Below are 12,568 nucleotides of genomic sequence, written 5' to 3'. Positions count from 1 at the left end.
TGTCGCTTGATGTCGAACTTATCGGGTGCAACGCACCACTTCGCGTCTGTTCGCTCTGGGCGGTTCCACCGCCCCGGAAACGGACGGGAGGCGCGGTGCCAGCTGGCACCGCGCCTCCCGTTCGGAGGGTGGGGACGCTTACTCAGCGTCCTCCGCCGGGGTCTGCGCGACACCAGCCGTGAAGGCGGAGAGGTCGACGTCGCCGCCGTTGGAGTCCTTGACGGTCACCTTGGAGAGGACGGTCGCGACGGCCTTCGAGCGGGCCACCTCGCCGACCATGCCCGGGATCTGCCCGTTCTGGTCGATGACGCGGATGAACTCGGCCGGCTCCATGCCGTACTGCGCAGCGGCCTGGATGAGGTACTGCGTGAGCTCCTCCTGCGAGACCTGGATCTCTTCCTTCTCGGCGATCGCGTCGAGGAGGATCTGCGAGCGGAAGGCCTTCTCGCTGGACTCGGAGACCTCCTTGCGGTGCTCGTCGTCCTCGAGGCGGTTCTCCTGCTCGAGGTGACGGTGCACCTCGTCCTCGATGAGCTTCTCCGAGATCGGGATGTTGACGTCCTCGATGAGCTTCTCGACGAGCTTGTCGCGGGCGGCGGCGCCCTGACCGAAGGTCTTCGACTTCGCGATCTGCTCCTTGAGGTCCGCCTTGAGCTCGTCGATCGTGTCGAACTGGCTCGCGATCTGCGCGAACTCGTCGTCGGCCTCGGGGAGCTCGCGCTCCTTGACGGCGGTGACGGTCACGGCGATCTGGGCGGTCTCGCCCTCGCGGTCGCCACCGACGAGCGTCGACTCGAAGGTCGTCGACTCACCGGCGGTGAGGGACTCGAGCGCCTCGTCGATGCCCTCGAGCAGGTCGCCCGAGCCGAGCTCGTAGGAGACGCCGGTGGCCGAGTCGACCTCGTCGTCGCCGATCGTGGCGGTGAGGTCGATCTGCGCGAAGTCGCCCTTCGTCGCCGGACGGTCGACCGTGACGAGCGTGCCGAAGCGGGTGCGAAGGTTCTGCAGCTCCTCCTCGATCTCCTCGTCGGTGACGTCCACGGCGTCGACCGTGAGCTCGTAGTTCGAGTAGTCCGGGAGGTCGAACTCCGGACGGACGTCGACCTCGAACGTGAGGACGAGGTCGCCCGTGAAGTCCTTCACGTTCGGGAGCTCGGCGACGTCGGCCTCGGCGCGGCCGAGGATGCGCAGCTCCTGCTCCTCCACCGCCTGGCGGTAGAAGTTGTCGATCGCGTCGCCGACGGCGTGGTTCAGGACCTCGCCACGGCCGACACGCTGATCGACGATCGCCGGCGGGACCTTGCCCTTGCGGAAGCCCGGGATGTTGATCTGCTCGGCGATGTGCTTGTACGCGTGGTCGATGCTCGGCTTGAGGTCTTCCGGCGTCACGTTCACGGTGAGCTTGACGCGGGTGTCGCTCAGCTTGTCGACGGTGCTGGTGGCCAAGGGATGTACTCCTGTTGGTTGACGTTCTTGTGGACCTGGTCGGGGCGACAGGATTTGAACCTGCGACCTCCCGCTCCCAAAGCGGGCGCTCTACCAAGCTGAGCTACGCCCCGTTTGACTGGGCCAGGGGTGGCCGGACACGCCTGACGGCGCGGACGACCCCGATGAGTCTAGCGGTCCGTGGGTGCCCGGTTCCCGGCAGCTGTGGAGCGTCGTGGATCCGGGGTGGTCGGCGAGCACCCGCGGAGGGATCAGTCGTCCTCGGCACGACGTCGGAGCCCGCGTCGCCAGCGGATACCGACGAGCACCTGCACGGCCGCCGCGGCGAGCACCAGGACGATGCCGAGGACGACGCGCCAGACGTGCAGGAGCGCGTGGACGGGTTGGCCCTGGGGATCGCCGAACAGCGCCGGGCGGAGCGAGAACACGACCGCGGCGAGGACCACCAGGGTGTACGAGACGACCCGCGACCACCGGATCCGACGGGCATCACGGTCGCTCGGCGGGAGCGTCACGAGGGGTGGCATGTCGGTCGCTGTTCGTCCGCTACGATGATGGGGCTGCGACTCGTTCGCGGCCGCGGGGATGTAGCTCAATGGTAGAGCCCCAGTCTTCCAAACTGGCTACGCGGGTTCGATTCCCGTCATCCCCTCCACTACGGAGCACCCCGTCTCGAACCGGCACTGCGCCGATGCTCGATTCCCGTCATCCCCTCCACGTCCGACGGAACCGTCCTGAACCGGCACTGCGCCGATGCTCGATTCCCGTCATCCCCTCCACTACGGAGCACCCCGTCTCGAACCGGCACTGCGCCGATGCTCGATTCCCGTCATCCCCTCCACTACGGAGCACCCCGTCTCGAACCGGCACTGCGCCGATGCTCGACTCCCGTCGTCCCCTCCGATCCGAGAGCGCCGGCACATCGTGCCGGCGCTCGTTCGTTCGTCTCCGCGAGGTCGCAAGGGAATGTTCGCAAAGAAGTGTTTGCAAACATTTCTTTGCGGTGTACGCTCGCCCCATGACCGACGAGCTCCGCATCCTCGACGTCGCCGCCCTCAAGGCCCTGGCGCACCCGCTCCGAGCGCGCCTCCTCGACCTCCTGTCGCAGTACGGGCCGTCGACGGCGACCACCCTCGGCGAGCGGCTCGGCGAGTCGAGCGGCTCGACGAGCTACCACCTCCGTCAGCTCGAGAAGCACGGTCTCGTGCACGAGCTCCCCGACCGCGGGACCGCCCGTGACCGCTGGTGGCAGCGGACCGAGGGCCGGTTCAGCATCGGCGGACCGGGCACCGACCTCCCGTCGACCGCGCAGCAGACCGCGACGCAGCTCGCGGGGCTCTCGGTGATGGACTCCGAGAACGACCTCGTCCGCGACTGGATGACCCGCGACCAGTCGACCGTGCCCGCCGAGTGGCGCGGGACGTCCGGCTCGGTCACCTACGTCGCGTTGACGCCCGAGGAGTACGAGGCGATGTGGCAGGAGTTCGACGCCGTCATCGACCGGTACCGGGCCGTCCGGGGTCGCGTCGCCGACCTCCCCGAGGGCGTCCGTCGCGTCTTCACCCAGATCCGCACCGTCCCGATCATCGACGACGATCAGCCGCAGGAGCCGACACCGTGACCACGTTCCAGCCCCGCACCATCCCGACTCCACCCGTCTCCCCCGTCGAGGTCCTCACCAACCGACTCGGCACCGCCCTCGTCCGCTGGAGCCTCCGCCACGCAGAGCTCCGGGCCGTGCGTGCCGTCGTCGATCGCGAGCGAGCACTGCGACGAGCTGTCGGCACCGGATCGCCGACACTGACGAGCACGAACACCGACGTCGTACTCGCCGAGGTCACCCGCTACCGGTGATCGGCCGCGACCGGCCGTCCCCTGCAGCGGTCAGGCGTCGCCGAAGGTGAGCGTGACGTGCGGGCGGTCACCGAGCTCGACCCCCGCCTGTCGACGCTCCGCCGCCCGGAGCGGCACGAGGTACCCGCCGTCCTTCGGGAACAGCGAGGTCGTCCAGGACACCCTGCCGATCGTCACCCGGGCGGGGATGACACCCCAGCCGTACGTGAGCATCGGCGCGAGCTCGTGGATCGTCTCGGCAGCGTCCGGTGGCACGACGGCGTAGAAGAACGGCGCCGGGCCGCGCCACTCGATGACCTCGCCGTCGAACTCGATCTCCACGCGCCGATCGTACGACGGCGGGAGAGCCGGTCGCCGGATCCGGAGGTGGCCGTTCCGGTGCACGGATCCCGAGGATCGCGCACCGGATCGGCCACGACCGAACGCGAAGTCACCGTCCGACGCGAGCGGCGGGACGGGCGCGCCCCGCGCCTCCAGGCCGGTGCCGGAGCCGCGGGGTGCACGAGGCGAGTCGCCGGAGCGACGCGCGCGTCACTCGTACGACGCGGCCTGCCCGTAGAGCACCTGTGTCAGCGAGGACACGTAGGGCGAGACGTCGCCGTCCGGCAGGTTGTACGTCATGAAGACGCCGTAGCCGTCTGCCTTCGTCCGTTGTGCCAGCGAGACGGCCGTGGACTGCGACGTGTTCTGGATGTCGACGGCGGCCGCGGACAGGCGGTCCTTGCCGAGCCCCGGGATCGACGGCGCCGAGTAGGTGCCGTAGTACGGGTTCCAGGCGTAGTCGAGCTGCGAGCCGATCGTCGAGCTCGACGAGGCCAGGGCGGAGGACGCCGGGCCGATGTCGTAGAACGAGATGAGCTTGCCGGGCATGTCGGCGCGGAGGGCGCTGATGAGCCACCCGATCGACTGCTGGTTCGGCTGCGGGGTGCCGTTCACCCCGTAGTCGGAGTACTCGTCGTCGAGGTCCACGCCGTCGAGCCCGTACTTCGCCACGGTCGCCGAGACCTGGGCCGCGAAGTCGGCAGCAGCCGCCTGCGTCGGGAAGTTCGCGATGCCGGCGCCCTGGTGGTTGCCGAGGATCGACAGCGAGACCTTGATGCCCTTCGCCTGCAGCGGCCGGATCTGGGTCGCGGCGTCGTCGAGGGTGCGCTGGACGTTCTCGTTGTTGTACAGGACGGCCTTCGACCCGTCCCAGTTGATGTTCGCGGCGAAGATGATCGCCACGTCGAACGCGTTCGCGCCGTTCGCCAGGGTGTACCGGCCGACGTTCGACAGCTGGTCGTTGTTCACCTCGACGTAGGCGATGCTGGTCGGCCCGCTCTTCGTGGGCGTCGAGTGCGGCTGCGCTCCGTGCCCGACGCCGTGGTGGGCGCCGACGCCGTGTGACAAACCAGTGGGCGACGGCGCTGCCGATGCGGCGGACGGCACGAGCGGTGCCGCCACCATCGCGGCGATGGCCGCCACGATCCCGAACTTCATGGACTTCTTCATGACACTCCTCTTCGAGTGACGAACCGACCGGCGGATGCCGACCGGGGACCGCCGCCGGGGCACCCGAAGCCCCGGCGGCGGAGTCTCAGGCGCGCGCGTACCGGAAGGTGCGCACCTCGTAGGCGTCGACCGGGAACGCGGCGACGCCGTCGCTGACCGAGGCCGTACCCGGCAGGGCCGCGTCGGGCTCCTCGAGCAGCGTGACCTCGGCCGGAGCGGACCAGGGGCCGTCCACCGCGATGCCGCCGGTGCCGCGACGGCCGGACGGCTCGTACACGCGCACGATCAGGTCACCGGAACGGTCGTCGGCGAGCTTGACGCTCGACAGGACGACGTCGCCGGACACCTGCACGAGCGGCTCGAACCCGTGCGCACCCCTGACGGTCCGTGCGCCCGCGTTCATGACGACGCCGGCCTCCGTGGCTCCGAGCTGGTCGGTCCCGATGACGATGCCGTACCGGTGGGTCTGCTCGCCCTGGTCGGTCTCGGGGTCGGGGAACCGCGGTGCCCGGAGCAGCGAGAGTCGGACGGTGGTGGTGACGTGGCCGTCGACCGCGTCGCGCGTGGTGTCGAACCCGTGGATCGAGTCGTTCACGAGCGCCACTCCGGACCCCGGCTCCTCGACGAGCACGTACCGGTGCATCGAGGTCTCGAACTTCGCGGCCTCCCACGAGGTGTTCGTGTGCGTCACCCGCTTCTGTGCGCCGAACTGCGTCTCGGCGACGGTGTGCTCGGCGCGGACGTCGAGGGGGAACGCGACCTTGAGGAACTTCTCGGTCTCGTGCCAGTCCGTCACCTGCTCGAACTCCAGCGTGCGGGACCCGGGCGCGAGCGTGATCTCCTGGGTCACGGTCGAATCGCCGAAGGCGCGCGACACCACGACCCGTGCGACGCCGCGGTCGTCGACCGCTGCGTCGATCGTCTCGACCGCGACGAGGTCCTCGACCCGGTTGCGGTAGTACCGGTCGACGTCCCAGGCGTCCCACATGTTCGGGAAGTCCTGGTGCAGCTGCAGCAGGTTCGCGACCTGGCCGGGCGCGATCGCCTCGCGTCCGGTGGTGAGGTCGACCGCGCTCGTCACGAGGCCACGCGCGTCGACGACCACGCGGACGAGGTCGTTCGTCAGCACGTACCCGCCGTCCTGTGCGGTCAGCGACGACGGGGTCGCCGCCGGCACGTCGGTCGCCAGGAGGGCGCCCTGCGCGGGTGCGCCGGCCTGGAGGAACGGGGCGGGGTTCACGACGACGGTCGCGTCACCGGCACCCGTCATTGCCGACAGGGCGTCGGCGATGACCGCTTCGAGGCGTGCGGCCGTCTCGGCGTACTTCGCCACCGCTTCGCGGTGCACCCAGGCGATCGAGGTGCCCGGGAGGATGTCGTGGAACTGCTGCAGGAGGACCTGCTGCCACAGGGCGTCGAGCTCGTCGTACGGGTACGCGAAGTCGGTGCGTGCTGCCGCGGTCGCCGCCCACAGCTCCGCCTCGATCAGCAGCTGCTCGCTCCGGCGGTTGCCCTGCTTCGTCTGGTGCTGGCTCGTGAGCGTCGCGCGGTGCAGCTCGAGGTAGAGCTCCCCCACCCACACCGGCGGGTTCGGCAGCTCGGACTTCGCCCGGTCGAAGAACGTGTCCGGGTGCTCCCAGCGGACCTTGGCGCTGCCCTCGAGGTCGGCGAGGCGTGCGGCCGTGCCGGTCATCTCGCGGGTCGTGCCACCACCGCCGTCACCCCAGCCGACGGGTGCGATCGACCCGGTGGCGAGGCGGTTCTCGCGGAACTGCCGTGAGGCCTTCGCCACCTCTTCCCCGGACAGCCGGGAGTTGTACGTGTCCATCGACGGGAAGTGCGAGAACACCCGCGACCCGTCGATGCCCTCCCAGAGGAACGTGTGGTGCGGGAACTTGTTGACCTGGTTCCACGAGATCTTCTGCGTGAAGAACCACTCGAAGCCCGCGCGGCGCATGAGCTGCGGCAGCGCCGGCGAGTACCCGAAGCTGTCCGGCAGCCAGACGCCCTTCGGTCGGATGCCGAACTCCCGCTCGAAGAACCGCTGTCCCTGCGAGAACTGCCGCACGATGCTCTCGCCCGTGGGCATCACCGTGTCGGACTCGACCCACATGCCGCCGAGCGGCAGGAACCGGCCGGCCTCGACCGCGGCCTGCACCCGGGCGTACACCTCGGGACGGTGCTCCTTGATCCAGGCGTACTGCTGCGCGCTCGACATGCCGTAGAGGAAGTCGTCGGTCTGGTCGATGAGCTCGGTCATCGTCGAGGTGGTGCGGGCGACCTTCCGGATCGTCTCGCGCACCGGCCACAGCCAGGCGGAGTCGATGTGGGCGTGCCCGACCGCCGAGATCGTGTGCGCCGAGGCGTCGGCCGGTGCGGCGAGGACGTCGGCGAGCGCACCGCGGGCGTCGGCGGCGGTCTCCGCGATGTGCTGCAGGTCGAGCCGGTCGAGGGCGTCGTCCAGCGCCTGCAGGATCCGCATCCGCCGGGGTCCCTCGGGCAGCTGCGCCTGGAGCTCGAGGAGCACCTCGAGGTCGAGCGCGAGCTCGTGCACGTCGGACTCGAAGACCGCGAGGTCCATCCGACGCGACGTGTAGAGGCGCTTCGGGGACGAGGTCTCGATGTCGCCCTCGTGCGTGACGAGGAAGGGGTGGTAGTCGAGCAGGACCGGGTTCGACGCGGCCTCGACGAAGAGCTCGACCGTCTCACCGCCCGCTGCTTCCTCGGCGATGAGCACCCACTGGTTCCGCGGGTTGATCGACTTCACCGGGGTGCCGTCGGCGAGGTACACGAGCCCCTCGCACTGGAAGCCCGGCATGTTCTTGTCGAACCCGAGGTCGATCACGGCCTCGACGCGCCGTCCGGCCCAGTCCGCCGGCACGGTCCCGGTCAGCCGGAACCACGTCGTGCCCCACGCAGCACCCCACGTCGTGCCGACCTCGTACGGCTCGAAGTCGAGCGCGAGCCCGGCCGCCGGCGGGATCGGCTCACCCGGGAGTTCGTGCCAGGCGGTGTCGAGCGGCGTCGCCGTCGCGTGCACCGCGGGCAGGATGCGCTCGTCGAGGACCCGTCGGGCGCGTCCGGTGGTGAGGGGGATGTCGTCGTGCATGGGGTCCTTCCGGGAGGGAGGGCCGGCGTCGCTGCCGGCAGCAGGGCGGATGGTCGGGACTGGCGGTGGTGAGTGCTGCCGAGGGTCAGGGCAGCCGAGGGTCAGGGCAGCCGAGGGTCAGGGCATGGTCGCGGGGTGCGCGACGGTCAGTGCGGTGCCGTCGAGGTCCGTCGGCACCTCCACGATGCTCGTGACCCCCCGTGCGGTGCGGAGCGTCTCGTCGGCGAGTCGGGAACGCAGGACCACCTGCGGCCCACGGCCGTCCTCCGACGACTCGGCGAGTGCGAGCCACGCGGCGGCGAACCGGCCACCGGGCGCGCAGTCGGCTCGGGTGCCGTAGCGGGGCGACCCGTCGGCCAGCGCGTCGTCGAGGACGAGCGCGGTCGACGGCGGCGCCGCCGGTGCGGCGATCCCACTGCGGGCGAGCGCGGCGAAGGCCTCCCCCGCCGGCTTGAGCGCGCCGTCGTTGGTGAACAGGCCGAGGTCGTACTCGAGCTCGGGGAAGTCTGCGAGCGACCGGGAGACGTCGTGCGAGCACCACCACGTGACGCCGAGGACGTCCTGCGCGCCGGCGACGTGGCGGATCGTCTGCTCCGTGAACGCCGCGGCGTCCGCGGGTGGGACGACGTTCGTCGGTGCGCCGACCTCCTGCAACCAGTTCGGCCGACGGGGCTCCCGGTTCCAGGCCGCCGCGAGCTGCAGCAGGTACTCCCCGTGCCGGACCGAACCGGCGCCGAGCGGGCCGTGCAGCGCCGCCGTCCCGTTGAACACCCACGAGTGCGTGACCGTGGCGTCGCCGTGGTCCGCCGCGTGCTCCGGGCCGAAGGGCTGTGCGTCGTCGTACCAGGCCGCGTCGTACTGCGCGACGGTGACCAGCGGACCTGGACGCGACCCGGCGAGGGGGGAAGCCGACGGGTCGGAGCCGAGCCGCGCCTCCAGGCCGGACGCACCGGACGCGAGACCGGAACGCGCAGCCGCGACCATCGCCGCCGCCCAGGCGTGCCCCTTCTCCGCCGTGGTGTCGTGCGGGGCCGGGTGCGGGGCGTGCGCGAACTGGTTGACCTCGTTGCCGATCGAGATGCCGAGCAGGTTCGGCTTGTCCGCGACCGCTGCGGCGAGCGCCTCGACGTACGCGGCGGTCGAGGCGACGACGTCCGGGTCGGTGAACATGTTCCGTCGGTGCCAGCTGTCGAGCCAGGACGGCACGAAGTCGAAGCTCGACAGGTGCCCCTGCAACGCGTCGACGTTCACGTCGAGGCCGAACGACCCCGCGATGTCGACGACGGTCGCGACGTCGCGCAGCGCCGAGGCCCGGATGAGCGTCCGGTTCGGCTGCACGACCGGCCAGAGCGGGAAGATCCGCACGTGGTCCGCGCCGAGTGACGCGATCGCCTCGAGGTCGCGCGCGGTGTCCGACGGCGAGAAGTCGAGCCAGGAGTGGAACCAGCCGACGGCCGGGGTGTAGTTGACGCCGAAGCGCATCAGCCCTTCACCCCGCCCTCTTCGACGCCCTTGAAGAAGAAGCGCTGCAGCACCGCGAAGATCACCGCGATCGGGATGAACGCGATCATCGTGCCGGCCGCGATCATGCGCTGGTCGGTGGCGAACGTGCCCTGGAGGTACTGCAGTCCGACCGTGAGCGTCAGGTTCTGCGGCGACTGCAGCACGATGAGCGGCCAGAGGAAGTCGTCCCACGCCCCGATGAACGAGAAGATCGCGATCACGGCGATGGTGCCCTGCACGGCGGGCAGCGAGATGTACCGCAGGCGCTGCATCGCGTTCGCACCGTCCATCACCGCGGCCTGGTCGATCTCCTCGGGGATCTGCCGGAACGCGTTGAACATGAGCAGCACGTTGAGCGCCGCGATCATGCCGGGCAGCGCGACACCGACGAGGTTGTCGGCGAGGCCGAGGTCCTTCACGGTGACGAACTGGCTGATGATCGTGGCCTCGCCCGGCAGCACGAGGGTGGCGAGGAAGAGCCCGAGGACGGCCTTCCGGAAGCGCCACTGCAGGCGAGCGAGGGCGAAGCCGGCGAGCGTCGCGAACACGATGTTGCCGAACACGTCGATCGCGGCGACGAGCAGCGAGTTGCCGATGTACCGCCAGACCGGGATCGCGGCCGCCACCTTGAGGTAGTTCTCGATGGTCGGCTCGGTCGGGATGAACGACGGGTTCGCGGTGTAGATGTCCTCGCCGGCGCCCTTGAGCGAGGTCGAGAGCTGCCAGAGGAACGGGCCGATCGTGATGAAGAGGACGACGATCAGCAGGACGTAGCGGACCACCTTCTCGCGGGTGGACATGACGCCCCACACCTGGCGGCGGCGGCGCCGTCCGTCGCGTCCGTCCGGCCTGGAGGCGCGGTCCGGTTCCGTCGCGCCGGTCACGTCCGGCGCGGGGGCCGCCACGCCGGCGGCGCCTCCGATGACCGGCTCGGTCGTGTTGGTCGTGTTCGTCACTTGTCGGCCTTGCTGTTCATGCGGGCGAGGGCGAGCATCGGGATGAGCGTCACGACGAAGAGCAGGAGGCTCAGGGCGGACGCGTAGCCGAGGTTGCCGGTGAACCCGCGGGCGTACTGCTGGATGAGCATGACGAGCGAGTTGTCCTGCCCGCCGGGCCCACCCGTGCCGTTGGTGAGGATGTAGAGCTCGCTGAACACCCGGAGCGCGCTGACGCACACCAGGATGCCGACGAGCGTCATCGTCCCGCGGACCCCGGGCATCGTGACCGACCAGAACCGCCGCACGGCACCGGCGCCGTCGAGCGCCGCGGCCTCGTGCAGGTCCTTGCCGACGTTCCCGAGGGCCGCGAGGAAGATGATCATGTAGTAGCCGAGGCCCTTCCAGACCGTCAGGCTGATCGCGCTGATGAGCAGCAGCCACCGGTCGGTGAGGAACGGGATGCCCGCGCCGCCGAGGGCCTTCACGATCTCGTTGATGACCCCGCGGTCGTCGAGGATCCAGGTCCAGATGAGGCCGACGACGACCGCGGAGGCGATCACGGGCGTGTAGTACGCCGTGCGGAAGAACGCGATGCCGGGGAGCTTCTGCTGCACGAGCACCGCGATGAGCAGCGGCAGCACGGTCAGCAGCGGCAGGCAGACCGCCATGTAGATGACGCTGTTGAGGAGCGCCTCCCACACCTGCGGATCGCCGAGCAGGGTCCTGAAGTTCGCGAGACCCACCCACTGGCTCACGCCCCCGAGGGGGCTGGCGTTGGTGAACGACAGCCGGACGGTGTTGATCGACGGCCAGAGGCTGAACGCGAGCAGCCAGACGAGTGCCGGCAGGACGAGCAGCCAGGGCGTGAACCAGCGGTTGGCGCGCATCAGCCGTTGGCCAGGAGGGTGTTCATCTTGGTCTGCGCCGTCTGGAGGGCCTTCTCCGGCGAGACCTGGCCCTTCATGGCGAGGGCGATCTGCTGGTCGAGGAAGTCCGTCATCGCGGAGTTCGCCTCGACCGGGTTGAGCACCTTCGCCTGCTTGAGCGCCTCGTTCGCGAGGACGCGCGCCTTGCCGTTCACGGTGCCGTCGTCCTTCGAGAAGTACGGGTCGGACTGCGACGACGTGGTCGACGGGAAGATGTTCACCAGGTGGGCGAAGGCTTCCTGGTTCTTCGCGTTCGTCATGTACTGCGCGAACGCCTCGGCGGTGGCGAGGTGCTTCGACTTCGACGACACGGACAGGCCCTGCACGTAGAGCGGCGGGGTGTCGAGCGCGGGGCTCACCGTGACGTTGCCCTTGAGCGACGGGTTGTTCTTGACCATGTCGGACAGGGCCGTGGCGCCGCCGGTGGTCCAGGCGACCTTCTGCTGCGTGAAGAGCGTCGAGTTGCCGAGGTAGTCGCTGTTGAGGACGTTCGAGGGCATGTAGCCGTCCTGGTACGCGGTCTTGTAGCGGTCGATGAGGTCGGCGGCCTTCGACGAGTCGGCGAAGGTGAACTTCGTGCCGTCGCTGTTGAGGACCTTGACGCCGGCGAGGGTGAAGTCACCGAGGCCGGGCTTGCGGCTCATCAGGTAGTCGTCGGGGCACTTCTCGTGCATCGTCTTCGCCTGCGTGAAGAGGTCGTCGGTGGTCTTCGGCGGGTTGTCCGCGTCGAGGCCGCACTTGTCGAACATCGTCGTGTTCCAGTAGTCGACGTCGGTGTTGAGGTACCAGGGGTAGCCGTACGTGCCCTCGAGCCCCTTGTACTCGTACGAGTCGAGCGCACCGGAGACGTAGGTGCTCGCGAGCTTGCTGTCGTCCTTCGACACGTCCTGCAGGAACCCCCGCTTGGCGAGGGGCAGGGCGATGTCCGGCGGCAGGTTGATGACGTCCGGCAGCGTGTTCGACGACGCCTGGCTGAGCACCTTGTCCGCGTAGCCGTCGCCGGGCTGGTCCTGCAGCTTGACCTTCGCGTCGGGGTGCTCCTTCTCGAAGCCCTTGATGACCCCGTTGAGGTAGTCCGTGTAGGTCGGCGTCAGCGCCCAGGTCTGGAGCGTGATCGTGCCGTCGATCTTCCCGCTGCTCGCGGTGGCCGCGCCGCCGCCGCTCGAGCAACCGGTCAGGGCGAGTGCTGCCGCTGCAGCCGTGGCGAGCAGGGCGACGGCGCCGCCCCGCTTGCGTGTCGTGGTCCTCATGGGATGTGACTCCTTCGTCATCGTGCTCAAGCGGTTCAGTTGCTGTCGCCG

At 69.6% G+C, this 12,568-nt stretch carries 11 protein-coding genes and 2 tRNA genes; 3 read left to right on the top strand and 10 right to left on the bottom strand.

Annotation, left to right across the window (positions count from 1 at the left end; all coding sequences use genetic code 11):
- Positions 1-138: 138 nt before the first annotated feature.
- From tig to ACRQ4C_RS05530, 3 genes are all read right to left on the bottom strand, one after another.
- Complete coding sequence (tig, locus tag ACRQ4C_RS05540; protein ID WP_290132378.1) at positions 139-1,446, bottom strand: trigger factor; 1,308 nt, start codon at positions 1,444-1,446, stop codon at positions 139-141.
- 36 nt (positions 1,447-1,482) lie between these two features.
- Positions 1,483-1,559, bottom strand: a tRNA-Pro gene (locus ACRQ4C_RS05535).
- Between the two features lie 138 nt (positions 1,560-1,697).
- Positions 1,698-1,973, bottom strand: coding sequence for a hypothetical protein (locus ACRQ4C_RS05530; protein ID WP_290132379.1), 276 nt, complete (start codon positions 1,971-1,973; stop codon positions 1,698-1,700).
- A gap of 54 nt (positions 1,974-2,027) precedes the next feature.
- Between ACRQ4C_RS05530 and ACRQ4C_RS05525 the strand changes: the two genes are divergently transcribed.
- The 3 genes from ACRQ4C_RS05525 (at position 2,028) to ACRQ4C_RS05515 (ending at position 3,300) form a co-directional block, all read left to right on the top strand.
- A tRNA-Gly gene (locus ACRQ4C_RS05525) sits at positions 2,028-2,101 on the top strand.
- Between the two features lie 363 nt (positions 2,102-2,464).
- A complete protein-coding gene (locus tag ACRQ4C_RS05520; RefSeq protein WP_290132380.1) occupies positions 2,465-3,067 on the top strand; it encodes an ArsR/SmtB family transcription factor in 603 nt (200 codons plus the stop codon).
- Entirely contained in the window at positions 3,064-3,300 is a 237-nt protein-coding gene (locus ACRQ4C_RS05515; protein ID WP_439690414.1) for a hypothetical protein, read from the top strand. Before ACRQ4C_RS05520 ends, ACRQ4C_RS05515 begins: the two co-directional genes overlap by 4 nt.
- 30 nt (positions 3,301-3,330) lie before the next feature.
- On the opposite strand, the gene ACRQ4C_RS05510 is transcribed toward ACRQ4C_RS05515, so the two are convergent.
- The 7 genes from ACRQ4C_RS05510 to ACRQ4C_RS05480 form a co-directional block, all read right to left on the bottom strand.
- Positions 3,331-3,621, bottom strand: coding sequence for a DUF1905 domain-containing protein (locus tag ACRQ4C_RS05510; protein ID WP_290132382.1), 291 nt, complete (start codon positions 3,619-3,621; stop codon positions 3,331-3,333).
- Positions 3,622-3,831: 210 nt separating this feature from the next.
- Positions 3,832-4,689 carry an endo-beta-N-acetylglucosaminidase H gene (locus tag ACRQ4C_RS05505; RefSeq protein WP_439690413.1) on the bottom strand — a complete coding sequence of 286 codons (858 nt, stop codon included), beginning with the start codon at positions 4,687-4,689 and terminating at the stop codon, positions 3,832-3,834.
- Between the two features lie 187 nt (positions 4,690-4,876).
- Positions 4,877-7,900, bottom strand: coding sequence for an alpha-mannosidase (locus tag ACRQ4C_RS05500; RefSeq protein ID WP_439690412.1), 3,024 nt, complete (start codon positions 7,898-7,900; stop codon positions 4,877-4,879).
- A 117-nt stretch (positions 7,901-8,017) separates the two neighbouring features.
- Complete coding sequence (locus tag ACRQ4C_RS05495) at positions 8,018-9,382, bottom strand: glycoside hydrolase 5 family protein (RefSeq protein WP_439690411.1); 1,365 nt, start codon at positions 9,380-9,382, stop codon at positions 8,018-8,020.
- On the bottom strand, positions 9,382-10,359 hold the full coding sequence (locus ACRQ4C_RS05490) for a carbohydrate ABC transporter permease (RefSeq protein WP_290132386.1): 978 nt from the start codon (positions 10,357-10,359) through the stop codon (positions 9,382-9,384). Before ACRQ4C_RS05490 ends, ACRQ4C_RS05495 begins: the two co-directional genes overlap by 1 nt.
- Positions 10,356-11,228 (bottom strand): carbohydrate ABC transporter permease, encoded by an 873-nt coding sequence (locus tag ACRQ4C_RS05485; RefSeq protein ID WP_290132387.1) that lies wholly within the window; start codon positions 11,226-11,228, stop codon positions 10,356-10,358. Before ACRQ4C_RS05485 ends, ACRQ4C_RS05490 begins: the two co-directional genes overlap by 4 nt.
- The gene (locus tag ACRQ4C_RS05480; protein WP_439690410.1) at positions 11,228-12,517 is read right to left on the bottom strand and encodes an ABC transporter substrate-binding protein; all 1,290 of its coding nucleotides are present in this window, start codon (positions 12,515-12,517) and stop codon (positions 11,228-11,230) included. The genes ACRQ4C_RS05485 and ACRQ4C_RS05480 overlap by 1 nt, the downstream gene beginning before the upstream one ends.
- Positions 12,518-12,568 lie beyond the last annotated feature (51 nt).

It is taken from the genome of Curtobacterium sp. SP.BCp (assembly GCF_051903255.1).
Classification (GTDB): Bacteria; Actinomycetota; Actinomycetes; order Actinomycetales; family Microbacteriaceae; genus Curtobacterium.
This window is presented reverse-complemented; position numbering and strand designations above follow the sequence as displayed.

Excerpts from the sequence above, each read along its gene's own strand:
- ACRQ4C_RS05530 (WP_290132379.1), bottom strand. The coding sequence starts at position 1,973 with ATGCCACCCCTCGTGACGCTCCCGCCGAGCGACCGTGATGCCCGTCGG.
- ACRQ4C_RS05495 (WP_439690411.1), bottom strand. The coding sequence starts at position 9,382 with ATGCGCTTCGGCGTCAACTACACCCCGGCCGTCGGCTGGTTCCACTCC.
- ACRQ4C_RS05520 (WP_290132380.1), top strand. The coding sequence starts at position 2,465 with ATGACCGACGAGCTCCGCATCCTCGACGTCGCCGCCCTCAAGGCCCTG.
- ACRQ4C_RS05485 (WP_290132387.1), bottom strand. The coding sequence starts at position 11,228 with ATGCGCGCCAACCGCTGGTTCACGCCCTGGCTGCTCGTCCTGCCGGCA.
- ACRQ4C_RS05500 (WP_439690412.1), bottom strand. The coding sequence starts at position 7,900 with ATGCACGACGACATCCCCCTCACCACCGGACGCGCCCGACGGGTCCTC.
- ACRQ4C_RS05480 (WP_439690410.1), bottom strand. The coding sequence starts at position 12,517 with ATGAGGACCACGACACGCAAGCGGGGCGGCGCCGTCGCCCTGCTCGCC.